This is a genomic window from Nocardioides glacieisoli (genome assembly GCF_004137245.1).
Lineage (GTDB): Bacteria > Actinomycetota > Actinomycetes > Propionibacteriales > Nocardioidaceae > Nocardioides > Nocardioides glacieisoli.
In genome coordinates, this window is the sequence record NZ_SDWS01000002.1 from 539,103 (window position 1) to 562,732 (window position 23,630).

Here is a 23,630-nt window from a genome sequence, read left to right on the forward strand (position 1 = left end):
GGCTCCTAGGATGGAGTCCATGGCCCGACCCCCCGCAGACCAGTCGCGCACCGGTCTCCGACTCATGCACGTGCACGCCCACCCCGACGACGAGTCGAGCAAGGGCGCCGCCTCCACCGCGAAGTACGTCGCCGAGGGCGTCGACGTCCACGTCGTGACCTGCACCGGCGGCGAGCGCGGCTCGGTCCTCAACGAGAAGATGGACCGCCCCGAGGTCTGGGAGAACATCTCCGAGATCCGCCGTGAGGAGATGCACCGCGCCCGCGACATCCTCGGCATCCGGCAGGACTGGCTCGGCTTCGTCGACTCCGGCTGGCCGGAGGGCGACCCCAAGCCGCCGCTGCCCGAGGGCTGCTTCGCGCTCGTCCCGCTGGAGGAGTCGGCCGAGCGCCTGGTGCGGCTGATCCGCGAGTTCCGCCCGCACGTCATGACGACGTACGACGAGCGCGGGGGCTACCCGCACCCCGACCACATCCGCTGCCACGAGGTCTCCGTCGCGGCCTTCGAGGCGGCCGGAGACCCGGAGCGGTATCCCGACGCCGGCGAGCCGTGGCAGCCGATGAAGCTCTACTACCACCACGGCTGGAGCTGGGCGAAGACCGACGCCCTGCACCGGGCGATGCTCGACCACGGCCTCGAGTCGCCCTACGCGGAGCGGCTCGAGAAGTGGGACCGCGAGCCCGACTGGGACGACCGGATCACCACGAAGGTCCCGTGCGGGGACTACTTCGGGGTGCGCGACCAGGCGTTGCTCGCCCACGCCACCCAGATCGACCCCGACGGCATGTGGTTCGCGATCCCGCGTGAGATCCAGCAGACGGTGTGGCCCACCGAGGACTACGAGCTGGTCTCGTCGACCGTCGAGAGCACGCTGCCGGAGGACGACCTCTTCGCCGGCATCCCGATCCCCGCTCCCTGACCACGGAGTGGGAGACTGGGGGCATGTCCGACCTGCTGATCGTCTCGCTGTCCGCGTTCACGGACAAGGCCCCCGACCCGACCGCGGTGAAGGCGGGTCCGTTGGGGTTCGCGCTGTGGATCTTCATGATCATCGCGGTTGTCGTCATCGGCTTCAGCCTGGTCAGGCAGCTGCGCAGGGCACAGGCGAACAAGGACGCCGGCCTCTTCGGCGACGAGCCGGTCAACCGCGACGACAGGGCCGACACGCCGTCGACCACCGACGAGCGGTGATCCAGCCACATTCCTGAGTGCAGGAACGTGGCTCCACCACCGCTCGAGCCCCGGCTCAGCGGCGGACGGCCCGCACGAGGCAGTCCCAGGCCGTACGCCGTTCCTCGCCGCCGTGCTCGTCGGATCGGCTGACCTCGCGCGCCACCCGCTCCGCGCGCACCACCTCGACCTCGAGGCCGTCGAGGTCGGCGAGCACGTCCTCCGCGGTCATCAGGACCGACGGGTCCTGCGGGCCGCCGGTGCCCTCGGCGATGTTGGTCGAGTCGTGCGCGACGAGCAGCAGCGTGCCGCCCGGGCGCAGCATCGCGTGCGCGCCGCGCACCGCCCGGCGCCGATCGTCGGCCGGGACCTGGAAGTAGGCCATCACCACGAGGTCCACCGGCTCGTCCGGCTGCCACCTCGTGGCGTCGGCGCAGGTCCACGTCACGTCCAGGCCATCGGCCGCCTGCGCGCCCTTGTCGAGCGCGACCTGCGAGAAGTCGACGGCGTGGGCCTTCCAGCCGCGCGACGCGAGCCAGATCGCGTTGCGACCCTCGCCCGCCGCGAGGTCGACGGCCGTCCCGGGCGGCAGGTCGCCGAGCTCGGCGGCCACGAACTGGTTGGGCTCGCGCGACCAGACGAGGTCGCTGGCGGCGTACCGCTGGTCCCATGCCTGCGCGTCCATGCGGTCAGCCTAGGTGCCCGATCTAGGGTGCGACCCATGGATGCTTCCCGCGACATCATGGAGTCCGCCAAGCCGCCCAGGCCGCCGCGGGCCGGCGGTTCGCCCGAGCCAGTCGAGGGCGAGCGCAGCTCGCAGCCCCTCCTGTGGACCGTCGTCGCGTGTGCCGTCGCCATCGCCACCTTCTCGGGCATCACCGCGTGGGAGACGCACCAGGACCGCGTCAACACCGAGGTGATCTACTGCACCCTCTTCTCGGGCATCTCTGGCATCGAGGCCGACGACGACGGCGATCCCGTGCCGTTGTCGGACCAGCAGCAGCGACTGGCCGACCAGCTCGGCTGCTGACCAGGCCGACGACCCTAGGCGCGCGGGTCGTCGGCGACCACGCGCAGCACGCGGGCCTCCTCGGGGTCCAGCACCGGCAGCGCCACCCCGGCCGTCTCCAGCACGCGGCCTGACAGCACGAGGCCCGAGGCGGACCACCCGCCGGACAGGTCCGCGCCTCCGGTGCGTGGCAGCTCCTCCGCGAGCCGGTAGGAGCGGTCGGGGTCGAGCCCGGTGAGGCGGAGGGGAGCAGGGTGCTGGGTGGCGGTCGCCGCCACGGTGGCGACGACGTACCACCCCTCCGAGCGGTCCGCCGCGACGACGCCGGTGACCATGACGGCCGGGTCCGGGTGGTCGGGGTGGACCAGCGCGCCGGTGCCGATGAGCGGACGGACCCGCTTGTGCAGGTCGATCCACGACCGCAGCTCGGCCAGGCCCGCCTCGTCGAGGCGCGTCATGTCCCACTCGATGCCGAAGGAGTGGAGCAGCGCCGTCGCCGCGCGGTAGCGCAGCGCGTGGGTGCGGCCCGTGGTGTGCGAGGTGGCCGGCCCGACGTGCGATCCCATCAGCTCGGGTGGCACGAGCAGTGAGGTCCACCGCTGCAGGTGCTGCCGCTCGAGGGGATCGTTGGTGTCGCTGGGCCAGATCCGGTCGGTGCGGATCAGCACCTCGGCGTCCACGCGACCGCCGCCGGAGGAGCAGGACTCGATCTCCAGCGTCGGGTGCGCGTCGCGCAGCTCGTCGAGGAGCCGGTACGCCGCCAGCGTCTGCCCGTGCACGGCCGGGCGGCCGGCGTGGGTGACGTCGGTGAGGTCGCGGTTGTGGTCCCACTTGAGGTAGGCGATGTCGAGGTCGTCGAGGAGCGCCAGCAGGGCGGCGCGGAGGTCGGCGTACGCCCCGTCGTCCTGGAGGTCGAGGACCTGCTGCTGCCGCCACTCGGGCGGTGCCTCATCGCGCCCGCGCAGGACCCGCTCGGGATGGGTGCGCGCCACCTCGGAGTCGAGGTTGACCATCTCCGGCTCGACCCACAGCCCGAACTCCATGCCGCGACCTGTGACGTGCTCGACCAGCGGTCCGAGCCCCTCGGGCCAGACAGACGCGTCGACGGTCCAGTCGCCCAGGCCCGCGGTGTCGTCGCGACGGCCGAGGAACCACCCGTCGTCGAGGACGAACCGCTCCACCCCGACCGAGGCGGCCACGTCGGCGAGCTCGGCCAGGCGCTCGATCGACTGGTCGAAGTAGACCGCCTCCCATGTGTTGGCGATCACCGGCCGCTCGGTGCGCGCGCGGGGCGTCACGGCCCGCAGGTGGGCGTGGAAGCGGTGGCTCAGCGGGTCGAGGCCGGCCGGCGACCACGATCCGAGCAGCCAGGGGGAGCGGTAGGTCTCGCCGGGAGCGAGCACCACCTCGCCGGGGGAGAGCAGCTCGCCGCCACCGACCAGGCAGTCGCCCTCGGGGGTGCGCTCGGCGTAGGTCGTGTGGTTGCCGCTCCAGGCGGTGTGGACGGCCCAGGCCTCGCCCGTCCCGAAGGTGAAGCCGGGCGTGCCGGCGACCAGGAGGAGGGTGGCGTCGTGGCCGGTCCGCCCGTGGCGGGCGTCGCGGCGGTGGGTGCCCTGCACCCACGGGTGCCGCTGGGGTGAGCGCTCCTTGCACCAGCGCCCGGTGAGGTCGAGCAGCTCGCTCGCGTGCGCCGCGACCGGCAGCGCGGTGAGGACGGTGGCGAGGTGGAGGTCGCCGTCGGCCGCGTTGGTGACCGACGTACGCGCGTGCAGCAGGCCGCCGTCGTCGAGGGCGAGCTGGACGGTGACGTCCCAGCCTGCCTCCGTGTCGCTGGAGGTGCAGGTGACGGCACTGTCACCCGCACTGACGTCCCAGTCGACCAGGCTGGGCGCCGCTGCCGTGGCGCTGCCGCCGATCCGGTGGCCCTCCAGCGCCGGGGTGCCGGCGAAGCCACGCGTGCCGTCGGGGACGAGCCCCGTGGTGCGGGGGAGGTCGTAGGACGAGCGCGAGATGCCCGGCCTCCGGGCCGCGGCCATCGCGGCCAGGGCGTCGTCGTCGAGGTCGCCGAGGGCGGCGCCCCAGTGCAGGACCGACGGGATCCCGGCGTCGTCGCGGCCCAGCACCAGGCTCACGCCGGCGCGGGTGAGGTGCACGACCCTCACGCGTCCTCCCGCACGCGTCCGGCGTCGTCCAGCTCGTCCTCGTCGTCGTCGATCGGGTCGACGACGACCAGCTCGCCGACGTGGTCGGCCAGCGCACCGCTGGCCTGTGCGGGGAGGCCGGAGTCGGTGACCAGCACCGCGGCCGCGGAGAGCCCGGCCATGCTGCTGAGCCCGACGACACCCCACTTGCTGGAGTCGACGCAGACGATCAGCCGGCGGGATCGCTCGATCATGGCCCGGTTGGTCTCGGACTCGAGGAGGTTGGGGGTGCTGAAGCCGGCCCGGACGTCCATCCCGTGCACGCCCATGAAGAAGGCGTCGACGTGGAGGCTGCGCAGCGATGCGACCGCGACCGGACCGACGAGTGCGTCGGAGGGGGTGCGGAGCCCGCCGGTCAGCAGCACCGAGGTGGTCGGGTCGCCCGTGCGGTGCAGGACGTCGGCGACCCAGACCGAGTTGGTGACGACGGTGAGGTCGGGGATGCGGGCGAGGTGCCCGGTCAGCGCGTGCGTCGTGGTGCCGGCCGACACGGCGATGGCCATGCCCGGATGCACCAGCTCGGCCGCCGCGGCGGCGATCGCCTCCTTCTCGCGCCGTCGCTGCACGGACTTCGCGGCGAAGCCCGGCTCCGACGAGGACGGCTCGGCGACGGCGAGCGCACCGCCGTGCACCTTCTCGAGGAGGCCCTCGCGGTGCAGTGCCACGAGGTCGCGACGGACGGTCATGTCGGAGACGCCCAGCAGCTCCACGAGGTCGGTGACGCGCACCGTGCCGTCGCGGCTCAGCTCGGACAGGATCCGCCCCCGTCGCTGCGCCGCGAGCATCAGGGCCTCCGGGCAGCCGGGACGGCGTGCTCGCGGACCACGGCGACACCGCCTGCCGGGACTCGCAGGTCTCCGGCGACCTCGCGGTCGCCGACCAGGTCGACGCCGTGCACGGGGACCTCCGCCTCGACGGCGCCGTGGTTGATCACGAACAGCCAGCTCGCGTCGTCACCGACGCGTCGGGTCACCTCGACCAGCGGTGACGCTCCGGGGAGTCGCTCGACCCCGGCCTCGCGGACGAGCCGTTCGACGAGCCGGTCGGTGCCGTCGGCGTCGAGGTGGGTGGCGACGTACCACGCCGTCCCGGATCCCACCTGCCTCCGGGTGACGGCCGGCAGCCCGGCGGCCGGCCCGTCGACGTAGGACGCGACCGCCTCGGCGCCGGCCAGCTCGAGGTCCTCGGCCCAGATGTCGGCGTCGACCGACGAGTCGCCCAGCCCTTGGACCCCCACGCGCTGTCCCTCGAGCAGCGGCAGGAACTCGGTCGTCCGCACCCCCAGGAGCTCGCGGAAGGCGCCGGGGTAGCCGCCGAGCCGGATGTGGTCGTGCTCGTCGACGATCCCGCTGAAGTAGGTGACCACCACGGTCGCCCCGGCGTCCGCGGCGGCGGTGATCGCGGCCACCGTGGCGTCGCTGACGAGGTAGAGCGTGGGCACCACGACGAGGCGGTACGCCGACAGGTCGGCGCTCGGGTGCACGACGTCCACGCCGACGCCCTGCGCCGTGAGCGCGCGGTGCAGGTCCTCGGCCCGGTCGCGGTAGCGGACGTCGATGCTGGGATGGGAGTCGAGCTCGCACCCCCACCACGCCTCGTAGTCGAAGAGGATCGCGGCCTCGTTGCGCGGCACGCTGCCGGCGACCTCCTCGACGGCGTCGAGGAGCTGCGAGAGCTCGACCACCTCGCGCCACTGCCGGGTGTCGGTGCCGGCGTGGGGGAGCAGGCCCGAGTGGAACTTCTCGGCGCCGGCGCGGGAGGCGCGCCACTGGAAGAACAGGACCGCGTCGGCGCCGCGGGCGACGTGGGCCAGGCTGTTGCGGATCATCTCGCCGGGGAGCTTCGCGCGGTTGCGCGGCTGCCAGTTGACCGCGCTGGTGGAGTGCTCCATCAGCAGCCACGGCCTGCCGCCGGCGGTGCCGCGGGTGAGGTCGGCGCTGAAGGCCAGCTCTCGGTGGCCGCCCTCCTCGGCGGAGATCAGGTAGTGGTCGTTGGAGACGATGTCGAGCTCGCGGCCCCAGCGCAGGTAGTCCATCTCGATGGTCTGGCGCATCACCATGAAGTTGGTGGTCACCGGCACGCCGGGGGAGATCCGGTGCAGCACGTCGCGCTCGACGACGAAGTTGTCCAGGAGCTGGTCGGAGGAGAAGCGCCGGAAGTCCAGCTGCTGGGTGGGGTTGGCGTGCGTCGGCGCGATGCGCGGCGGGAGCACCTGCTCGAAGTCGTCGTAGCGCTGCGACCAGAAGGCCGTGCCCCACGCGTCGTTGAGGCGGGCCACGTCATCGTCGTACCTGCGACGCAGCCAGGTGCGGAAGGCCGCCGCGCTGACGTCGCAGTAGCAGCGGGCGTTGTGGCAGCCGAGCTCGTTGGAGACGTGCCAGAGCGCCAGCGCCGGGTGGTCCCGGTAGCGCTCGGCGAGGGCCGTGCAGAGCGCCAGCGCGTGCTCGCGGTAGACCGGCGAGCTCGGGCAGAAGGCCTGCCGGCCACCCGGGGAGAGCGTGCGCCCGTCCTCGGTGACGGGGAGGATCTCCGGGTGCCGGTGGGTGAGCCACGGCGGCGGCGAGGCGGTGGCGGTCGCGAGGTCGACGCGGATGCCTGCCTCGTGCAGGTCGTCCATCTGGCGGTCGAGCCAGGCGAAGTCCCAGGTGTCGGGCGTGGGCTGCAACCACGCCCACGAGAACACCCCCAGCGTGACCAGGTCGACGCCGGATTCACGCATCAGGGCGCGGTCCTCGACGTGGGCGGCAGGTGGCCACTGCTCCGGGTTGTAGTCGCCACCGAAGGCCAGAGCAGGCAGGGAACTCGGCATGCGCAACTGTGGTCACGCTCACATGTCAAAGTCAACGCTCGACGGTGGAAAAGCGTTGAGAAATGTTTGAAGTGGTGCGAACTGTGACCCCTGGACCCTTGACGAGGCTGTGCCGATCGTCACATGCTGTGCATCCTTGTTGGGTTTTGTCTCCAGGAGGCCGTCGTGTCCCGCACCACATCCACTGCCATTCCCCGCTCCACCGTCGCCACCATGGCGGCGACGCGCCGCAACGTCCTCCGGGGCATCGGGCTCAGCGGTCTCGCCGTGGGCGGGGCCAGCCTGCTGGCCGCCTGCGGTGGTGACTCCGGCCCCGCCACGGGCTCCGGCGCCACCGTGAAGTTCGGCATCAACGAGGCCGAGGGCGTCGGCGCGGCGCACGACCGCCTCGCGGCGATCGCCAAGGCCTACCAGCAGGAGTCGGGCACCACGGTCGACCTCAACGCGGTCGACCACAACACCTTCCAGGAGAGCATCAACACCTACCTCCAGGGCACCCCGGACGACGTCTTCACGTGGTTCGCCGGCTTCCGTATGGCGCAGTTCGCCGAGGCCGGGCTGATCACCGACCTCAGCGACCAGTGGCCGATCGACGGGCTCAACGACTCGTTCAAGCAGGCCGCGACCGCCCCCGACGGCAAGCAGTACTTCGTGCCGATCAGCTACTACCCGTGGGCCGTCTTCTACCGCAAGTCGGTCTTCGAGAAGAACGGCTGGGCGCCGCCCAGCACCAACGACGACTTCATGGCCCTGATGGACGACATGCAGGGCAAGGGCGTGACCCCGTTCGCCTTCGGTGACAAGGACGGGTGGCCCGCCATGGGCACCTTCGACATCCTCAACATGCGCCTCAACGGCTTCGACTTCCACATGAGCCTGATGGCCGGGGACGAGGCGTGGGACGGCGACGAGGTCAAGGGCGTCTTCGACACCTGGCGCAAGCTGCTGCCCTACCACCAGGCCGACCCGCTGGGTCGCACCTGGCAGGAGGCTGCGACGTCGATGGGCAAGGGCGAGTGCGGCATGTACCTCCTCGGCACCTTCGTCGTGGACGCCCTCGGCGAGAACGGCGAGGACCTCGACTTCTTCACCTTCCCCGAGCTGGACTCCTCCATCGGCTCCGACGCGCTCGACGCCCCGATCGACGGCTTCTGCGTCGCCTCTGCGGGCCAGAACCAGGACGCCGGCAAGGCGATGGCGAAGTGGCTGGGCAGCGCCGCTGCGGCCGACGCGGGCAACAACGCCGCGGACGCGCCGTTCATCGCGGCCAACGAGGGTGCGAGCACCTCGACCTACAGCGACCTGCAGAAGAAGTCGGCCGAGGTCGTGGGAGCGGCGGCCAACATCGCGCAGTTCATGGACCGCGACACCAACGCCGACTTCGCCAACACGGTCATGATCCCGTCGATCCAGGCGTTCCTGAAGGACCCGGACGACATCGACGGAGTGACGGCCAGCATCCAGGAGCAGGCCAACTCGATCTTCGGCTGAGCCATGACCCACATCGACGAGGCGCCACTGTCCACCGAGCCCGAGAAGACCGTGGCGCCGGTCCAGGGCCGCGAGAAGAAGCTGCCGACGCGGGACCGGGCGACCGTCATCACGATGGTCGCCATCCCGTTGGTGCTCGTGGTCCTGCTGGTCTGGGTGCCGGCGCTGCTCTCGGTGGTGCTGTCCTTCGGCAAGTGGAACGGGTTCGGCGACCTCGACACGATCGAGTGGGTCGGCGTCCAGAACTACCAGGACATCTTCACCATCTATCCGGCCTTCTGGCCGGCGGTGCGGCACAACCTGATCTGGCTGGCGTTCCTCTTCGTCTTCCCGACGGTGCTCGGCATGCTGCTCGCGGTCGTGCTCGACCGCGAGATGAAGGGCAGCCGGTTCTACCAGACCGCGTTCTACATGCCGGTCGTGCTGTCCCTGGCCCTGATCGGGTTCATCTGGCAGCTCTTCTACTCCCGCGACCAGGGACTCATCAACGACGTGTTCGGCTCCCAGGTGGACTGGTACGGCGACCCCGACATCAACCTGTGGGCGGTCCTCGTCGCCACCGCATGGCGACACACCGGCTACATCATGCTCATCTACCTGGCGGGCCTGAAGGGGGTCGACGCCAGCCTGCGCGAGGCCGCCGCTGTCGACGGGGCCAGTGAGGTCAAGACCTTCTTCCACGTGATCTTCCCGGTCATGCGCCCGATCAACATGGTCGTCGTCGTGATCGTGGTCATCGAGTCGCTGCGCGCCTTCGACCTGGTCTGGGTGATCAACAAGGGACGCAACGGCCTCGAGGTGATCGGTGCGCTCGTGGCCCAGAACGTCATCGGCGAGGCGACCCGCTACGGGTTCGGCTCGGCGCTGGCCGTGATCATGATGCTGATCTCCTCGATCTTCATCACCCTCTACCTGCGGACCGTCTTCCGCGAGGAGCGCAACCGATGACGACAGGGACAGCGGTCGCCGCACCACCCGCCACCAAGGACACGGCCCCGAAGCGCCGGGAGGGCGGCGTGATGAGCAAGCGGCGCGGGACCGTCGCCACGGTGATCATGGCCCTGCTCGCGCTCGCCTGGCTCTTCCCGCTCCTCTGGGCGCTGATCAACTCCTTCCGCGAGTACGCCTACACCCAGGCCAACGGCTACCTCTCCTTCGGCGGGTGGACCACCAGCAACTACGAGCAGGCGTGGACGCAGGCCAACTTCGGCCTGCACATGAAGAACTCGCTGCTCATCACCATCCCTGCCGTGCTGCTGACGCTGCTGCTGTCCTCGATGGTGGCGTTCGTGCTCGCCCGCTTCAGCTACCGCTTCAACCTCGCCCTGCTGGGCGTCTTCCTCGCTGCCAACCTGCTGCCTCCGCAGGCCCTCCTCATCCCGGTCTTCCGGATGTTCCGCGAGGTCCCGCTGCCGCTCTTCATGAGCGACTCGGGCTCGATGCTCAACAGCTTCTGGGCACTGATCCTGGTCAACACGGCCTTCCAGCTCGGCTTCTGCACGTTCGTGCTGAGCAACTACATGAAGACGCTCCCGCACGAGATCTACGAGTCCGCCGAGCTCGACGGGGCGAGCGTGTGGCGCCAGTACTGGCAGCTGACGATGCCGCTCGTGCGCCCCGCGCTGGCGGCGCTGGCCACCTTGCAGGTCACGTGGGTCTACAACGAGTTCTTCTGGGCGACCGTCCTGATCCAGCAGGGCGACAAGCTCCCGGTGACGTCGGCCCTCAACAACCTGCGCGGGCAGTTCTTCACCGACACCAACCTGGTCGCGGCGGGCTCGATCATCGTCGCCCTGCCGGTGCTCGTGGTGTTCTTCGCGCTGCAGAAGCAGTTCGTCTCGGGCCTGACGCTGGGCTCGACGAAGGGCTGAGGCTCAGCGCGTCGCCCACGCCCCGGCGCGCATCACCCTGACCACCTCGAGGTCGCCGTCGAGCACGACCAGGTCCGCCCGCCGACCCGCCTCGAGGGCCCCGACCTCGCCGAGCCCCCAGGCTCGCGCGGGCGCGGTGCTCGCCGCGTGGACGACGTCGAGCAGCGGGAGCCCGGCCGAGCGTACGGCGAGGCGCACAGCCGCATCCATGGTGAGCGTCGAGCCGGCGATCGCGCCGTCGCCGTCCGGCGAGGCGAGCCGGGCGACGCCCTCGCGGACCTCGACGGCCATCTGGCCGAGTGCGTAGTCGCCGTCGGGCGCGCCCGCGGCCGCCATCGCGTCGGTGACCAGGATGCACCGACCGGGCTTGGCCGCGAACACGGTGCGCAGCAGGGCCGGGTGCAGGTGCACGCCGTCGGCGATGAGCTCGACGTCGACGGGGGAGTCGAGGAGTGCGCCGACCGGGCCGGGGTCACGGTGGTGGAGCGGGCGCATCGCGTTGAAGAGGTGGGTCCCGAGTCGGGCGCCCGCGTCGAGGGCGGCACGCGCCTCGTCGTACGTCGCGTCGGTGTGTCCGATCGCGGCGAGCACGCCGGCGTCGACGAGGCGCCGCACGGCGTCGATGCCGCCGGGCAGCTCGGGGGCGATGGTGACCATCCGCACCGCGCCGTCGCCGGCGGCGAGGAGGGCGTCGACCGACGCCGGGTCGGGCGTGGTGAGCGAGCCCGGCTGATGGGCGCCGGAGCGCTGCGGGCTCAGCCAGGGGCCCTCGAGGTGGACGCCGGCGAGCCGGCCGTCCTGCACGAGCAGGGCCAGCTCGCGCACGGCGTCGACCATCCTCTCGCGGGTGTCGGTGACCAGGCTCGCCGCCATCGACGTGGTGCCGTGGGCGAGGTGGGTGGCGGCCACCACGTCTGCCGCGTCCGACGTACCGCTCTCGAAGGACGCGCCGCCGCCGCCGTGCACGTGGAGGTCGACGAACCCGGGGACGACGGTGCCACCGAGGTCGACGTCGGGAGCACGCGGTGGCGCGCCCTCGCCGACCTCGACGATGCGGTCGCCGTCGAGGTGCAGCCACCCCGGCGCGAGGATCCGCGCCGGGGTGACCACCTGTGAGGCCGTGACGATCACGTCAGGCCTTGTTGTCCTGCTCGAGCATCGGGTTCGACGCACCGGTCTCGTCGTCGTCCTCGCGACCGGGGGTCCGCAGGTTCCACTTCCGGATCACGAACCGGAACAGGAAGTAGTAGACGACCGCGTACGCCAGGCCGATCGGGATGATCAGCAGCGGCTTCGTGGCGATGTTGAAGTTGAGCAGATAGTCGAACAGCCCGGCCGAGAAGCCGAAGCCGTCCTTGATGCCGAGCGCGTTGGTCAGCGCCATCGACGAGCCGGTGAGGAGTGCGTGGATGACGTAGAGCGGAAACGCGACGAACATGAACGCGAACTCGAGCGGCTCGGTGACGCCGGTGAGGAACGACGTCAGCGCGGCAGACAGCATGATGCCGCCGACGAGCTTCTTGTTCTGCGGCTTCGCCTCGTGCCAGATGGCGAGCGCGGCGGCGGGGAGGGCGAACATCATGATCGGGAAGAACCCGGTCATGAACGCGCCCGCCGTCGGGTCGCCGTGGAGGAAGCGGGCGATGTCGCCCGTCCAGACCTCGCCGTTGCCGTCGGTGTAGGAGCCGAAGACGAACCACGGGGGGTTGTTGAGGATGTGGTGCAGGCCGAGCGGGATCAGCAGGCGGTTGAGCGTGCCGTAGACGAACGCGCCGAGCACGGAGTTGTCGGTGACCCACTCGCCGAGCGCGTTGATGCCGGTGTCGAAGGCGGGGTAGACGAAGCTCATCAGCACCGCGATCACCAGCATCGCGAAGGAGGTGATGATCGGGACGAATCGGCGCCCACCGAAGAAGGCGAGGTACGGCGGCAGGCTGATCCGGTGGTAGCGCTGCCAGAGCCACGCGCTGACCAGGCCGGTGACGATGCCGCCGAGGACGCCGTAGTTGATCAGCTCCTGCTCGGCGTCGCCCTCGGGCAGGCCGAGGATCACCGGCGACATCGCGTCGCCGACCCCCTTGAAGACGAGGTAGCCGACGACCGCGGCAAGGGCAGTCGAACCGTCGGCCTTGCGCGCCATGCCGATCGCGATGCCGACGGCGAAGAGCAGCGGCAGGTTCGCGAAGAGCGCGTTGCCGGCCGCGCCGATGACGGCGGCGACGTCGACCCAGCCCAGGCCGTCGGCGCCGAGCAGGTCGGGCTGGCCGAGCCGCAGCATGAGGGCCGCGACCGGCAGCGCTGCGATCGGGAGCATCAGGCTGCGCCCGAACTTCTGGACCGGCGCCAGGTTGATCTTTCGCTTCGTGCTGGTGCCGCCCGAGGCGGCGTCCGTTGTGGTCATGGGGACCGTTTCCTTCCGGTGGTGCTCTTCTTCGTGTTCTTCCCTGTGGTGCCCGGAGTGGCACCGAGGCTCATGTGGACCTGGTAGCGGTCGCCGCGGTAGCGCGAGACGACGTGCTCGACCGGTCGGCCGGACGCGCTCGAGACGCGCCGGAAGACGAGCAGCGGAGTGTGGGCCGCCGCCTCGAGGCGGCGCGCGGTCGCGCCCTCGGCGGCCTCGCCCCACAGCGTCTGCTCGGCGGCGTCGATGACGAGGCCGTAGTGCTCGGCGAAGAGCGTGTAGAGCGAGCCGGTGAGGTCCTCGGTGTCGAGGTCGGGCAGCAGCGACCGGGGGTACCACCCCTGCTCGATCGCCATCGGCTGCCCGTCCGCGAGGCGCACGCGGTCGATGCGCCACGCCGTGCCGCGGGCGCCGAGTCGGAGGGACTTCACCACCTCCGGCGGCGGACGCTCCTCGTCGACCCGCATCAGCCGGGTCGACGGGACCAGCCCGCGCCGACGCATGTCGTCGGAGAACGACGCGAGGTGGAGGTGGGTCTCGACGCGGGGCCTGGCGACGAAGGTGCCCTTGCCGTGGATCTTCTCGAGGAGGCCGCCGGCCACGAGGCTGTCGATCGACTTGCGGACGGTGGCGCGCGAGACGTCGTACGTCGCCATCAGCTCGCGCTCCGACGGGATCGCGGCGCCCGGGCCGAGGTCGCGCGTCGCGAGCTCCGCCAGCACGTCGCTGAGCTGGACGTGCTTGGGGCGGGGGCCCGGCTCGAGCCTCTTGGCCATGTCGTCCTCTCGACGTCTGAGCGATCCATTGGTACGGTCTGGTACGTACCAGTTGGAGAGCATGGCTCCGACGCACCGACGTTGTCAAGGAACCGCGATGAACAGCACGACCACCCGGATGGCCGCCGAGATCGCCGAGCAGCCGGCGGCCGCCCGGCGCACCCTCGACCACCTGCTGCCCGAGCGGGCCCGCCTGCGCGAGCTGGCCGACGGTCGGCGCCGCGTGCTGCTCGTGGCCCGCGGATCGAGTGACAACGCCGCGATCTACGGCCGCTACCTGCTCGAGGTCGTCGCCGGTGTCCCGGCGGGGCTCGCCGCGCCGAGCGTGGCGACCCACTACCGGGCGCGGCTCGACCTCTCCGACACCGTCGTCGTGTCGGTCTCGCAGTCCGGCTCGACGACGGAGATCGTCGAGACGCAGGAGTGGGCGCGCTCCTGCGGGGCCGCGACGGTCGGGGTCACCAACGTCGCGGGGTCGCCGCTCGCGTCGTCCGCCGACGTCGCCCTGGTGACGCAGGCCGGTCCGGAGCTCGCGGTGCCGGCCACGAAGACGTACCTCACCCAGCTGGTCGCCCTCGGCGTCCTGGTCGACGCGCTGTCCGGATCGACCCTCGCCGACGACCTCCACCGTGTGCCCGACGCCGTCGAGGGCCTCCTCGCCGCCGACGTGGCGGCCGCCTCGGAGGCGCTCGCCGGAGCGGACCGGGTGGTCGTGTCGGGACGCGGCCTGCTCCTCGGCACCGCCCTCGAGACGGCGCTCAAGATGGAGGAGACGTGCCTGCGTCCCGTGCGCGGCTACTCGTACGCCGACCTGCGCCACGGCCCGATCTCCGTCGTGTCCGACGGCCTGCTCGCCGTGCTCGTCGGTGCCGCCCACGGACCGCTGGCCGAGCCGATGGCCGACCTCGTCGGCGACCTCCAGGGCCGCGGCGCGCGGGTGCTCGGCATCGGTGGCACGGCGGCGTTCGCCGAGCGCTGCGACCTCCACCTCGCCGGCTCCGACCTGCCCGAGACCGTGGAGCCCATCGCGTCGATCGTGCCCGCACAGGTGATGATCGAGCAGATGGCCCTGCGGATGGGCCTCGACCCCGACAACCCCCGTGGCCTCAACAAGGTCACCCAGACAGAGTTCAGCGAGAGGAACAACTGATGAGCAAGGCAGAGCAGATCCTGGCCGGCCTCGGCGGCGCCGACAACGTCGTCGAGATCGAGGCCTGCATCACCCGCCTCCGCACCGAGGTCAAGGACGGGTCCCTGGTCGACCAGGCCGCCCTCAAGGCCGCCGGCGCGCACGGCGTGATGGCGAGCGGCACGGTCGTCCAGGTCGTCGTCGGTCCCGAGGCCGACAACCTCGCGGACGACATCGAGGACCTGATGTGACCCAGCCAGTGCTGGCTCCCTGCCCCGGTCGCGTCATCGCGATGGCCGACGTGCCCGACCCGGTCTTCGCGGAGGAGATGGTCGGCCCCGGCGTGGCCATCGAACCGGTCGTCGAGCCCGACGGCGGCACCACGACCGTCGTCTCGCCGATCGCCGGCACGGTCCTCAAGGTCCTCCCGCACGCGTTCGTGGTGATGGGCGAGGGGATCGGGGTGCTCGTGCACCTCGGCATCAACACCGTCCGGCTCGAGGGCGAGGGCTTCGAGGTCCACGCCGAGCAGGGCGCCGAGGTCGCCGCAGGCGACCCGATGATCACGTGGGACCCGTCGGCGCTCCCGACGTCCGCAGCAGGTCAGGACGTCTCGCCGGTGGTGCCGATCGTGCTGATGGACGGCGAGAAGGGCTCGGTGACGAGCGAGGCGGTCGGCAGCGCCGTCGCCGCGGGCGACCTGCTCTTCACCGCTCCATGACGTCGACCCGGGTCTCGGCCCTCCTGCTCGACCTCGACGGCACGCTGGTCGACTCCGAGCCGCTGCACCGGCGCGGCTACGAGCTCTTCTTCGCGGCCAAGGACTGGGACGTGCCCGACCTCGACATGTTCACCGGCCGGCGGGCGCTCGACGTCTTCGCCACCGAGCCCGGCCCGTGGACGGGGCTGGACCCGCAGGCCGTGCTCGACGAGGTGCTGGCCCACGTGCCCGACGAGGACCCGGCTCCGGTCCTCGGCGCGCGTGAGCTGGTCCTCGCGGCCCGCTCGACACGGACGCCGCTCGCGATCGTGACGTCCGCCGGACCGCCGTGGGTGGAGCGCTCGCTCACCTCGCTCGGGCTCGGCCTCGACAGCGTCGACCTGGTGGTCACCGCCCTCGACGTGGTCGCGGGCAAGCCCGACCCGGAGGGCTTCGCCCTGGCCTGCGAGCGACTGGGCGCGGATCCGACGGCGGCCGTCGCGGCCGAGGACTCGCCGGCCGGGATCCGCGCTGCCCGCGCCGCCGGCGTACGCCGTGTCATGGGCATCGCGACGACCCACGGGGCCGATGCGCTGCTCGCCGCGGGAGCAGCGGAGGTGCACGCCGACCTGCGTCCGCTGGCCCCGCTCCTGGGTCGGGTCAGCCGACGACCTTGACCGTCCGCTTCGCCGACGACGCGGTCGTGCTCGGGTCTCCTAGGTAGCGCGCGGTGATCCTCACCGTGCGCCCCTTCAGCCGCGGCAGCCGGAGCTTCGCCCTGCCGGCCTCCAGGGTCAGCGTCCTGGACTTCTTCCCCACCTTCACGACGACGGTGCCGGCAGCGGCCGCCGTGCCGCGCTTCACCGCCACCGTGATCGTCGGTCGGGTGCCGGCCCTCGCCTTCCGCGGCGCCTTGATCGACGTCGTGCTCGCGGACACGGCCACGCCGGGTGCGGTGGGGCCGGAGGGGGTGGCGGGCTGGACGACCGGATCGGCGGTCGTGACGGTGCCAGCGGGCGACACCGAGCCGAGGTGCGTGATCCCGAGGGGGACGAAGGTCGCGGTGTAGGTGTGCGTGCCGGGAGCCACGGACGCCAGGGTGAGGACGGCCGGGACCTGGCCGAGCGGCTGCGTGCCCACCACGGTGGTCCCCTCGCGGAAGACCACGTCGCCCACCAGCGGTCCCAGTGTCGACGAGGGCGTGGCTGCGAGCGTGACCGTGCGGTCGGTGGCGGAGGCCACGAGGGTCGTCGCGGTCGGCAGCGGGAGCGTCGAGGCGTCGCAGCCCGACGACACGAGCGTGTAGGCACCCAGCGAGCCGTAGTCGTCGTACCCCACGCTCCAGGCGCCGTTGCCGGCGCCGTCCACCGAGACGAAGTAGATGCCTCGGTCGAGGGAGAGCGAGAGCGAGGCGCCCATGCCGGAGGCCGTGGTGAGCGAGGTCTGTGCCGACGCGGGATCGGCGGTGGCGACCACCTGGCCGCGGCCGTCGAGCACCTTCAGCTCGATGTCGAGGTTCGCCTGCGACGGCAGCGGGCTGGCGGTGACCGTCACGGTGCCGGCGCAGTCGCCGAGGACGAAGGTGTCGACGTCCGCGCGGTGGGTGACGTACGCCGTCCCGGTCGGGAGCGGCGGCGCGCCGACGAACGAGACCGGGGCCTCGTCGACGCGGGAGCCGGCGATGGCGCGGATGATCGCGACGTCGTCCTCCCGGTTGGTGGCGCCGAGGTAGTCGCCCTTGCTCCACTGGCTGATCGGGCGGTCGTAGCCGACACCCATGATCGGCGCCCATGCGCCGTGGCCGCGGTCGTAGGACTGCGTGGCGTTGGCATCGTGCCGCAGGCCGAAGTTGTGCCCGACCTCGTGGGTGGCCGCCTCGGCGATGTTCTTGGGGGAGTTGCCGAGCCTGTGCGGGAAGACCCAGGCGGGCTGCCGGTAGCCGTACCCGTCTCCGGCAGCGCCCGCGCCGCCGCCGTTGATCGTGTTGAAGACGTTGATGTAGGCCACGCCGCCGCACCCGCCCGGGCAGATCGCCTCCTGCGCGCCGACGCTCGGCGTGATGAGGACGTGCGAGCCGTAGGCCGGGTCGAGGGCGCTCGACCGGTGGATGCCCGCGGGGCCGGGGTCGGCCGTGGTCACGTCGACGTCGAAGGGCGCGTAGTCCTCGGCGACGTACTGCCAGATCGTCTGGATCGAGGTGAGCTCGGCGTCGCTGAAGGCCGCGCCGTTGCCGGCGGGGTCCCACGCCGGCTGCGTGGTCGGCGTCGTCGGGTAGCTGGCGTGCCACCCCGTGCCGCTGGCGGTGCCGCCGTTGAAGTCGAGGTAGATCGTCTTCGTCGAGCCGGGCTTGCTGTGCAGCAGGAAGGTCTGGTCGAGCGGCGCCTCGGCGACGACGGGATCGTCGGCCGGTGCCGTGGCGGTCCCGTCGAGGAAGAACACCGCGCCGCTGGTGTCGACCCACGCCGACGGGTCGGTCGTCAGCAGCTCGGTCAGCTCGGCGGAGGACATGTCGTTGCCGGCGGCCGCGTCGTCGAGGTCGCTCCCGAGGAGGCGTACGGCCTGCGCACCCCGCGCGGGGTGGTCGAGGTCGACGTCGCTCGCACCTGCGGGCGCGGCCTGGGCGGAGACGGGGACACCGGACACGCTTCCCAGCGTGAGCAGGACGGACAGGGCGGGCATGCCGAGACGCACGGCCAGACGATGCATGGAAGCTCCTCGAGGATCGGGGGAACGCTAGGGGCGCATCGCCCATGACGCAGTCGAACCGCGTCGGACCACCCGATGTGACTACGTGTCCTCGGCCGGTCGGTCGCCCACGGTGTGGGCGTGCGGCCGGCCGGGGTCGTCGAGCGCCGGCGAGGGCTCGCTCGCCCGGAGTGCCTCGAGCTGCGCGCAGACCGCGGTGCCGTAGAAGAACGCGATCGACGACAGCAGCGCCCACAGCAGCAGCGCGAAGACGCCCGCCAGCGGGCCGTACACGCTGCCGAACGAGCCGCTGAAGGAGACGTACGCCGCCAGCCCGAGGGTCGCGATCGCGCTCAGCACCACCGCGATCCCCGAGCCCAGCGCCAGCCACGACAGTGCGGGCTGACGGCGCCGCGGGGCGTGGTCGAGGAGGACGGCGATGGTGAGGACGAGCAGGCCGAGCCCGACCGGCCAGCGCAGGACGTTCCACCAGTCCTCGGTCGTGTCGGACCAGCCGTAGTTGTCGACCATCGCCTCGCCGAGCGCGGCGCCGCCGACGATCATCACGAAGCCGATGCCGACGGGCACGGCCAGCACGGCCGTCAGCACTGCCGCGCGGCCGTACTTCGCGAGGGCCTTGCGGTCGCGACGGATGCCGTAGATGCGGTTGGCCCCGCGCTCGACCTGCGCCATCGCGGTCGTCATCGACAGGAGCGCGAAGCCGAGGCCGAGCACGAGGGCGACCTCACCCGCCTTCTCGGCCTCGTCGGACTTCTCGACCGCCGAGGCCAGCGCGTCGCTGTCGCCGGCGCCGGGGGAGAGGGAGTCGACGACGTGGGCCACCACGGCGGCCGGGCGCTCCTCGTCGAGGTCGGCCGCGAGCCCGGTGAGGGCGAGGAGGAACGGCACCACGGCGAGGCACGCCTGCAGCGCGAGCGCGCGCGAGTTGGTGAAGCCGTCGCCGTAGCGGAACCGCACGAACGACTCGACCGCGATCGTCCGCAGCCCGTGCTGCCGCGCGAGGTGCCAGGCGTCGAGCGCGTCGAGCTCGTCACCGTCCATCTCGGTGGTGACGGGGACGGTGCGTGCGGTCGTCATGGCCGCACCCTAAGGGCGTCCTCGAGCGTGGCGACGGCTGCGCCCACGGGCGGCAGCGACGCGAGCTCGTCGGCGACCTCCCGGCACCGCTCGGCCATCGTGTCGTCGCCGAGCACTGCCCGTGCGGCGTCACGGATTTCGGCAGGGCTGGCGGTGGCGGCGTCGAGCGTCGTCGCGACGCCGAGCTCGTCGGCGCGCAGCGCGTTGTGCGGCTGGTCCGCGCCCAGGGGCAGCAGCACCGACGGCAGGCCGTGGGCCAGTGCGGCCATCAGGCTGCCGGAGCCGCCGTGGCTCACGACGAGGTCGGCCCCGGCCAGGACCTCGGCCTGCGGGACGAACCGCTCGATCCGCACGTGTGCGGGCTGCGGGCCGAACGTGGCCGGGTCCAGCTCGCGGCCGATCGTGACCACGACGTCGGCGTCCAGGCCGCCCAGCCCCGCGGCCAGCCGCTCGAAGAGGTCGCCCGAGGTCTTGTTGAAGATGGTGCCGAGCGTGGCGTAGACCGTCGGCCTCGATGTCGTACGACGTCCGCGCACAGGCGTCGCTGACCGGTAGTGCAGCGGGTGGACCGTCAGCGGCGCGTCCGGGCTGCGGAAGGACGGCGGGAAGTCCGACAGCACCGGGCCGGACGTCAGCCGCGTCAGGTCCGGGTCCGGTGCCAGTCCGTGCTCGGCCCGCACGGCGTCGAGCTCGGGTGCGACGAGCTCGGGCCGGACGAGGAGCCCCGATGCGAGCACGAGGTGGGTGGCGACCGGGACGCCGTGGAGCTCGGCGGCGATCGTGCTGCCGAGGTCGGTCTCGTCGCGCAGCACGAGGTCGGGCCGGTGCTCCTCCAGCAGGTCGGACACGGCGGCGGCCATCCGGCGCGCCCCGCGCGAGGCGAAGTTCGCGGCGAACTCGACCTGCGCCGCCCGCGCACCGGTCACCTCCAGCGGGGTGGTGGTGCCGTCCGCAGCAGCTCCGTCATGGTGGCGGGGTGGGCTGGTCGCGAACCCTCGGAACCCGGCCGCCTCGATCGCCGGGACCAGGCCGCCCGACCCGGCGATCAGCACCTCGTGCCCAGCGTCCCGGGCGGCGCGCGCGAGCGGCAGCAGCGGGGTGAGGTGGCCGTGCCCGCCGACGAAGGTGCAGAGGATCCGCATGCCCGCACCCTAGGTAGTCCCCATCAAACTGGTCGCGTCGAGCCGATCCCGACGACCCGTTTGATCGGGACTACCGGGAGATGTCGGCGCGGGCCGCCACACTGGGGTCATGCGAGCTCGGGAACGCATCCAGGGGATGGCGCGACAGGTGGCACAGGAGCCCCGGCGGTTCTACGACGGCGGCACGCTCGGGGGCGACGGCGTCGCCGGCGAGCTGCCGGACCCGGGCGCGGACCCGCGGATCGTCCTCGAGCGGCACGCCGAGGAGGGCGTCGAGACGTTCGAGCTCGAGCGGCGGCTGGCCTACCTCGACCGCCACCTCGGGGAGCTCCTCGTGCCGGCCGACCCCGACTTCCGCACCGACCTGACCTCGGTGCCGGCGCTCTTCACCTGGCTGGTCCCGAAGACCGGCGCGCACCTCCCGGCGGCCCTGCTCCACGACGCGCTCGTGGCGGCACGCGATGACCCGACGTCGTACGTCTCCACGCTGGGACGCGAGGTCGACAGGGTCGAGGCGGACCGGATCTTCCGCGACGCGATGGCCGACACCGGCACGGGCGTGATCCGTCGCTGGATCGTCTGGACGGCGGTGACGGTGGCGACGATCTTCGTCGGCCGCGCGGTGCCGTGGACACCGGCGAAGCACTGGTCCTACCGCGTCGCCGCGGCCGTCACGATCGTGACGATCCTCTGGCTCGGCTACTCCTCGACCAGCGACCTCGTCGACCGCTCGTGGGTCGGTGCGGTGGACGTGCCGTGGATGGGCGATCGCCCGTGGTGGACCGAGGTCGCCGGTGGCCTGTCGGGCGCGATCGTGCTGCCGCTCGCGCTGAGTCTGCTGTGGGGCCGGCTGCGGATGGCGGGGGCGATCGCCGGGGTCATGCTCGCCGTCCTGCTCCACGTCACCGTCGGGCTGGCGGTGATCGGCACGACCTACCTCGCGCTGGAGCGGCTCGCCCGCCGCTCGCCGTTGCTCGCGTGGGCGCTCGCGGCGGTCGTCGTCGTGGGCGCGCTGGTGACCTTCGCCGCGGTCACCCTCTGAGCTCGCCTCACCCTCTGACCTGCGCGAGCAGGCGGCCGGTGAAGCCCGTCGACGGTACGTCCTGGGTGACCAGGTCGACCCCGGTGCGGGCGGCGACCACGACCAGGCCCACGGCGACGGCGGTCACGAGCATCCCGCTCACGTTGCGCGGGAACCGGCTCGGCACGGTGCGCACGCGGTGCCAGCCGCCGACGAGGCCGGCGGTCACGATCGCCGAGACGATGCTGGCGACGGCGGCGCCGATGACGGTGCCGAGGAGGTCGAGGCGGCTGATCAGGATCGCCGAGGTCGCCGCGGCGGTGGCACCGGCGACGAGCTGGGGGAGGCTCAGGTCGAGGAAGGGCTGGCGGTCGGGCTGACGGTCGGGCTGGGGAGTCTCAGACATCTCGCGGAGGGGGGTGGGGGACAGGCTCCCCAGTAGGACGACGGGGGACCGTCGATTGTTTCCCGACGTGAGCAGGCTCACCGCCCGCCGGATCCCGACGCGGGGTCAGCGCAGGCTGTAGGTCGCCAGCGACACGCCGACGTAGTGCGCGGCGAAGGCCAGCACCGTGAACGAGTGGAAGACCTCGTGGAAGCCGAACCACTGCGGCGAGGGGTCCGGGCGCTTCAGCCCGTAGACCACTCCACCGACCGTGTAGAGCAGGCCGCCGACGGCGACGAGCACGAGGGTGGCGATCGCGATGCCGCTGCTGAACCGGTCTGCACCCTCGAGGAACTGCGGGATGAAGAAGACCGCCGCCCAGCCGAGCGCGATGTACATCGGCGTGTAGAGCCAGCGCGGGGCGTCGGTCCAGAAGACCCGGAACACCACGCCCGCGATCGCCGCGGCCCACACGACCACGAGCAGCGTCGTCCGAGCGGTGCCGTCCAGGAAGAGCAGGGCGTACGGCGTGTAGGTGCCGGCGATGAGCACGAAGATGTTGGCGTGGTCGAAGCGGCGGAGGAACGCCCACGTGCGGGGCGACCAGGTGCCGCGGTGGTAGATCGCCGACACGGTGAAGACGAGGAGCGCGGAGAGCGCGAACGCCGCGGAACCGAGACGGGTGGTGGCGGTCGGCGACATCGCGACCAGGACGATGCCGGCGGCCAGGGCGAGCGGCGCGGTGCCCGCGTGCAGCCAGCCGCGGAGCTTGGGCTTGACCTCGGCCATCTTGTCCGACATGACCTCGACGGCGTGCTCGACGCGGTCGACGGCGTGGTCGACGCGATCTCGAGGGGTCATCGGCGGGGCTCCATACCTACCAAAGTAGCGGTCGGGCGGTCGGCGTCGCACACCAACAGATGAGAGCACTCGGTCACACGGCGTTACGATCGGTCGGTGGTCAACGTGAAGGACGCCGTGCGACGGGTGCTCTACCCGGCGTACGAGGCCCGGGTGGTGAAGTCCCTGCCGCCCGACCGCATCCCGAAGCACGTCGGCGTGATGCTCGACGGCAACCGGCGCTGGGCCAAGGCGGTCGGCCTCAACACCGCCGAGGGCTACCAGGCCGGCGCCGACAACATCCGTCCGCTGCTCGGCTGGTGCGAGGAGGTCGGGGTCGGGGTCGTCACGCTGTGGCTGCTCTCGAGCGACAACCTCACCAACCGCCCGCCCGAGCAGATGACCGGCCTCCTGACGATCATCGAGGGCGCGGTCGAGTCCCTCGCCGAGGCCCAGCGCTGGCGGATCCACCCTGTGGGCGCGCTCGACCTGCTGCCCACCGAGACCGCCGAGCGGCTCAAGGCGGCCGAGGAGTCGACCCGCCACCTCGACGGGATCCTGGTCAACGTGGCCGTCGGCTACGGCGGGCGTCGCGAGATCGCCGACGCCGTACGTGCCCTGCTCGCCGACCACGCCTCGAAGGGCACCTCGCTGGAGGAGCTGGCCGACATCATCGACGTCGAGCACATCGCCGAGCACCTCTACACCAAGGGCCAGCCCGACCCCGACCTGGTGATCCGGACCTCGGGCGAGCAGCGGCTCGGCGGGTTCCTGCTGTGGCAGTCGGCGAACTCGGAGTTCTACTTCTGCGAGGCGCTGTGGCCCGACTTCCGCCGGGTCGACTTCCTGCGAGCGATCCGTGCGTACGCCGCACGCGAGCGCCGCTTCGGCGGCTGAGCGAC

At 71.9% G+C, this 23,630-nt stretch carries 24 protein-coding genes; 12 read left to right on the top strand and 12 right to left on the bottom strand.

All coding sequences use genetic code 11. The features are described 5' to 3' along the window. Positions 1–19 precede the first annotated feature (19 nt). Together mca and EUA06_RS06795 are read left to right on the top strand one after the other, a co-directional pair. Positions 20–919 (top strand): mycothiol conjugate amidase Mca, encoded by a 900-nt coding sequence (mca, locus tag EUA06_RS06790; protein WP_129474246.1) that lies wholly within the window; start codon positions 20–22, stop codon positions 917–919. 23 nt (positions 920–942) lie between these two features. After that, positions 943–1,191, top strand: a complete 249-nt coding sequence (locus tag EUA06_RS06795; RefSeq protein ID WP_129474247.1) for a hypothetical protein — start codon at positions 943–945, stop codon at positions 1,189–1,191. 55 nt (positions 1,192–1,246) lie between these two features. Here the strand turns inward: EUA06_RS06795 and EUA06_RS06800 are convergent, their stop codons facing one another. Beyond that, positions 1,247–1,855: a class I SAM-dependent methyltransferase gene (locus EUA06_RS06800; RefSeq protein ID WP_129474248.1), complete on the bottom strand. Its 609-nt coding sequence runs from the start codon at positions 1,853–1,855 to the stop codon at positions 1,247–1,249. Positions 1,856–1,891: 36 nt separating this feature from the next. Here EUA06_RS06800 and EUA06_RS06805 point away from each other — a divergent pair, with 36 nt between their 5' ends. Continuing rightward, positions 1,892–2,200 (top strand): hypothetical protein, encoded by a 309-nt coding sequence (locus EUA06_RS06805; RefSeq protein ID WP_129474249.1) that lies wholly within the window; start codon positions 1,892–1,894, stop codon positions 2,198–2,200. A 14-nt stretch (positions 2,201–2,214) separates the two neighbouring features. Here EUA06_RS06805 and EUA06_RS06810 read toward each other — a convergent pair whose 3' ends face one another. Genes EUA06_RS06810 through EUA06_RS06820 form a run of 3 tightly spaced genes read right to left on the bottom strand, consistent with a single transcriptional unit; the run spans position 2,215 to position 7,189 of the window. Further along, complete coding sequence (locus EUA06_RS06810) at positions 2,215–4,341, bottom strand: alpha-galactosidase (RefSeq protein WP_129474250.1); 2,127 nt, start codon at positions 4,339–4,341, stop codon at positions 2,215–2,217. Then, positions 4,338–5,165, bottom strand: a complete 828-nt coding sequence (locus tag EUA06_RS06815) for a DeoR/GlpR family DNA-binding transcription regulator (RefSeq protein WP_129474251.1) — start codon at positions 5,163–5,165, stop codon at positions 4,338–4,340. The genes EUA06_RS06810 and EUA06_RS06815 overlap by 4 nt, the downstream gene beginning before the upstream one ends. Beyond that, the gene (locus EUA06_RS06820) at positions 5,165–7,189 is read right to left on the bottom strand and encodes a beta-galactosidase (RefSeq protein ID WP_129474252.1); all 2,025 of its coding nucleotides are present in this window, start codon (positions 7,187–7,189) and stop codon (positions 5,165–5,167) included. The genes EUA06_RS06815 and EUA06_RS06820 overlap by 1 nt, the downstream gene beginning before the upstream one ends. Positions 7,190–7,354: 165 nt before the next feature. Here EUA06_RS06820 and EUA06_RS06825 point away from each other — a divergent pair, with 165 nt between their 5' ends. Genes EUA06_RS06825 through EUA06_RS06835 form a run of 3 tightly spaced genes read left to right on the top strand, consistent with a single transcriptional unit; the run spans position 7,355 to position 10,551 of the window. Next, entirely contained in the window at positions 7,355–8,680 is a 1,326-nt protein-coding gene (locus tag EUA06_RS06825) for an ABC transporter substrate-binding protein (protein WP_207208234.1), read from the top strand. Positions 8,681–8,683: 3 nt separating this feature from the next. Then, positions 8,684–9,628, top strand: coding sequence for a carbohydrate ABC transporter permease (locus EUA06_RS06830; protein WP_129474254.1), 945 nt, complete (start codon positions 8,684–8,686; stop codon positions 9,626–9,628). Next, on the top strand, positions 9,625–10,551 hold the full coding sequence (locus tag EUA06_RS06835; RefSeq protein WP_207208235.1) for a carbohydrate ABC transporter permease: 927 nt from the start codon (positions 9,625–9,627) through the stop codon (positions 10,549–10,551). Before EUA06_RS06830 ends, EUA06_RS06835 begins: the two co-directional genes overlap by 4 nt. Before the next feature lie 3 nt (positions 10,552–10,554). Here EUA06_RS06835 and nagA read toward each other — a convergent pair whose 3' ends face one another. From nagA to EUA06_RS06850, 3 genes are read right to left on the bottom strand one after another with little or no spacing between them, the layout of a single operon-like run. Continuing rightward, the gene (gene nagA / locus EUA06_RS06840; RefSeq protein ID WP_129474255.1) at positions 10,555–11,682 is read right to left on the bottom strand and encodes an N-acetylglucosamine-6-phosphate deacetylase; all 1,128 of its coding nucleotides are present in this window, start codon (positions 11,680–11,682) and stop codon (positions 10,555–10,557) included. Position 11,683: 1 nt separating this feature from the next. Next, entirely contained in the window at positions 11,684–12,952 is a 1,269-nt protein-coding gene (locus tag EUA06_RS06845; protein WP_129474256.1) for a PTS transporter subunit EIIC, read from the bottom strand. Next, positions 12,949–13,728, bottom strand: coding sequence for a GntR family transcriptional regulator (locus EUA06_RS06850; RefSeq protein WP_129474257.1), 780 nt, complete (start codon positions 13,726–13,728; stop codon positions 12,949–12,951). Before EUA06_RS06850 ends, EUA06_RS06845 begins: the two co-directional genes overlap by 4 nt. Positions 13,729–13,825: 97 nt before the next feature. Here EUA06_RS06850 and EUA06_RS06855 point away from each other — a divergent pair, with 97 nt between their 5' ends. The 4 genes from EUA06_RS06855 to EUA06_RS06870 are packed head-to-tail and all read left to right on the top strand — an operon-like array spanning position 13,826 to position 16,234. Then, positions 13,826–14,878 (top strand): SIS domain-containing protein, encoded by a 1,053-nt coding sequence (locus tag EUA06_RS06855; protein WP_242497998.1) that lies wholly within the window; start codon positions 13,826–13,828, stop codon positions 14,876–14,878. Beyond that, positions 14,878–15,108 (top strand): PTS sugar transporter subunit IIB, encoded by a 231-nt coding sequence (locus EUA06_RS06860; RefSeq protein WP_129474258.1) that lies wholly within the window; start codon positions 14,878–14,880, stop codon positions 15,106–15,108. Before EUA06_RS06855 ends, EUA06_RS06860 begins: the two co-directional genes overlap by 1 nt. Continuing rightward, positions 15,105–15,578 (top strand): PTS sugar transporter subunit IIA, encoded by a 474-nt coding sequence (locus EUA06_RS06865; protein ID WP_129474259.1) that lies wholly within the window; start codon positions 15,105–15,107, stop codon positions 15,576–15,578. Before EUA06_RS06860 ends, EUA06_RS06865 begins: the two co-directional genes overlap by 4 nt. Continuing rightward, positions 15,575–16,234, top strand: a complete 660-nt coding sequence (locus EUA06_RS06870; RefSeq protein ID WP_129474260.1) for an HAD family hydrolase — start codon at positions 15,575–15,577, stop codon at positions 16,232–16,234. Before EUA06_RS06865 ends, EUA06_RS06870 begins: the two co-directional genes overlap by 4 nt. On the opposite strand, the gene EUA06_RS06875 is transcribed toward EUA06_RS06870, so the two are convergent. The 3 genes from EUA06_RS06875 to EUA06_RS06885 form a co-directional block, all read right to left on the bottom strand. Further along, positions 16,218–18,263, bottom strand: a complete 2,046-nt coding sequence (locus EUA06_RS06875; RefSeq protein ID WP_129474261.1) for an Ig-like domain repeat protein — start codon at positions 18,261–18,263, stop codon at positions 16,218–16,220. The two genes, EUA06_RS06870 and EUA06_RS06875, sit on opposite strands and share 17 nt — an antisense overlap. Positions 18,264–18,344: 81 nt before the next feature. Next, a complete protein-coding gene (locus tag EUA06_RS06880; protein WP_129474262.1) occupies positions 18,345–19,340 on the bottom strand; it encodes a YihY/virulence factor BrkB family protein in 996 nt (331 codons plus the stop codon). Beyond that, complete coding sequence (locus tag EUA06_RS06885) at positions 19,337–20,482, bottom strand: glycosyltransferase (RefSeq protein WP_129474263.1); 1,146 nt, start codon at positions 20,480–20,482, stop codon at positions 19,337–19,339. The genes EUA06_RS06880 and EUA06_RS06885 overlap by 4 nt, the downstream gene beginning before the upstream one ends. Positions 20,483–20,591: 109 nt before the next feature. On the opposite strand from EUA06_RS06885, the gene EUA06_RS06890 reads away from it, so the two are divergent. Then, complete coding sequence (locus EUA06_RS06890; protein ID WP_129474264.1) at positions 20,592–21,524, top strand: DUF1353 domain-containing protein; 933 nt, start codon at positions 20,592–20,594, stop codon at positions 21,522–21,524. A gap of 7 nt (positions 21,525–21,531) precedes the next feature. Here EUA06_RS06890 and EUA06_RS06895 read toward each other — a convergent pair whose 3' ends face one another. Together EUA06_RS06895 and trhA are read right to left on the bottom strand one after the other, a co-directional pair. Further along, positions 21,532–21,909 carry a hypothetical protein gene (locus tag EUA06_RS06895; protein WP_129474265.1) on the bottom strand — a complete coding sequence of 126 codons (378 nt, stop codon included), beginning with the start codon at positions 21,907–21,909 and terminating at the stop codon, positions 21,532–21,534. A gap of 105 nt (positions 21,910–22,014) precedes the next feature. Then, positions 22,015–22,749 carry a PAQR family membrane homeostasis protein TrhA gene (gene trhA, locus EUA06_RS06900; RefSeq protein ID WP_129474266.1) on the bottom strand — a complete coding sequence of 245 codons (735 nt, stop codon included), beginning with the start codon at positions 22,747–22,749 and terminating at the stop codon, positions 22,015–22,017. A 96-nt stretch (positions 22,750–22,845) separates the two neighbouring features. Here trhA and EUA06_RS06905 point away from each other — a divergent pair, with 96 nt between their 5' ends. Next, positions 22,846–23,625, top strand: coding sequence for an isoprenyl transferase (locus EUA06_RS06905; RefSeq protein WP_129474267.1), 780 nt, complete (start codon positions 22,846–22,848; stop codon positions 23,623–23,625). The last annotated feature ends 5 nt before the right edge of the window (positions 23,626–23,630 follow it).

What these genes read in the sequence shown, in the direction of transcription:
- mca (WP_129474246.1), top strand. Translation starts at nt 20, where the DNA reads ATGGCCCGACCCCCCGCAGACCAGTCGCGCACCGGTCTCCGACTCATG.
- EUA06_RS06795 (WP_129474247.1), top strand. Translation starts at nt 943, where the DNA reads ATGTCCGACCTGCTGATCGTCTCGCTGTCCGCGTTCACGGACAAGGCC.
- EUA06_RS06800 (WP_129474248.1), bottom strand. Translation starts at nt 1,855, where the DNA reads ATGGACGCGCAGGCATGGGACCAGCGGTACGCCGCCAGCGACCTCGTC.
- EUA06_RS06805 (WP_129474249.1), top strand. Translation starts at nt 1,892, where the DNA reads ATGGATGCTTCCCGCGACATCATGGAGTCCGCCAAGCCGCCCAGGCCG.
- EUA06_RS06815 (WP_129474251.1), bottom strand. Translation starts at nt 5,165, where the DNA reads ATGCTCGCGGCGCAGCGACGGGGGCGGATCCTGTCCGAGCTGAGCCGC.
- EUA06_RS06820 (WP_129474252.1), bottom strand. Translation starts at nt 7,189, where the DNA reads ATGCCGAGTTCCCTGCCTGCTCTGGCCTTCGGTGGCGACTACAACCCG.
- EUA06_RS06830 (WP_129474254.1), top strand. Translation starts at nt 8,684, where the DNA reads ATGACCCACATCGACGAGGCGCCACTGTCCACCGAGCCCGAGAAGACC.
- EUA06_RS06835 (WP_207208235.1), top strand. Translation starts at nt 9,625, where the DNA reads ATGACGACAGGGACAGCGGTCGCCGCACCACCCGCCACCAAGGACACG.
- EUA06_RS06845 (WP_129474256.1), bottom strand. Translation starts at nt 12,952, where the DNA reads ATGACCACAACGGACGCCGCCTCGGGCGGCACCAGCACGAAGCGAAAG.
- EUA06_RS06850 (WP_129474257.1), bottom strand. Translation starts at nt 13,728, where the DNA reads ATGGCCAAGAGGCTCGAGCCGGGCCCCCGCCCCAAGCACGTCCAGCTC.
- EUA06_RS06855 (WP_242497998.1), top strand. Translation starts at nt 13,826, where the DNA reads ATGAACAGCACGACCACCCGGATGGCCGCCGAGATCGCCGAGCAGCCG.
- EUA06_RS06860 (WP_129474258.1), top strand. Translation starts at nt 14,878, where the DNA reads ATGAGCAAGGCAGAGCAGATCCTGGCCGGCCTCGGCGGCGCCGACAAC.
- EUA06_RS06870 (WP_129474260.1), top strand. Translation starts at nt 15,575, where the DNA reads ATGACGTCGACCCGGGTCTCGGCCCTCCTGCTCGACCTCGACGGCACG.
- EUA06_RS06875 (WP_129474261.1), bottom strand. Translation starts at nt 18,263, where the DNA reads ATGCATCGTCTGGCCGTGCGTCTCGGCATGCCCGCCCTGTCCGTCCTG.
- EUA06_RS06880 (WP_129474262.1), bottom strand. Translation starts at nt 19,340, where the DNA reads ATGACGACCGCACGCACCGTCCCCGTCACCACCGAGATGGACGGTGAC.
- EUA06_RS06885 (WP_129474263.1), bottom strand. Translation starts at nt 20,482, where the DNA reads ATGCGGATCCTCTGCACCTTCGTCGGCGGGCACGGCCACCTCACCCCG.
- EUA06_RS06890 (WP_129474264.1), top strand. Translation starts at nt 20,592, where the DNA reads ATGCGAGCTCGGGAACGCATCCAGGGGATGGCGCGACAGGTGGCACAG.
- EUA06_RS06895 (WP_129474265.1), bottom strand. Translation starts at nt 21,909, where the DNA reads ATGTCTGAGACTCCCCAGCCCGACCGTCAGCCCGACCGCCAGCCCTTC.
- trhA (WP_129474266.1), bottom strand. Translation starts at nt 22,749, where the DNA reads ATGACCCCTCGAGATCGCGTCGACCACGCCGTCGACCGCGTCGAGCAC.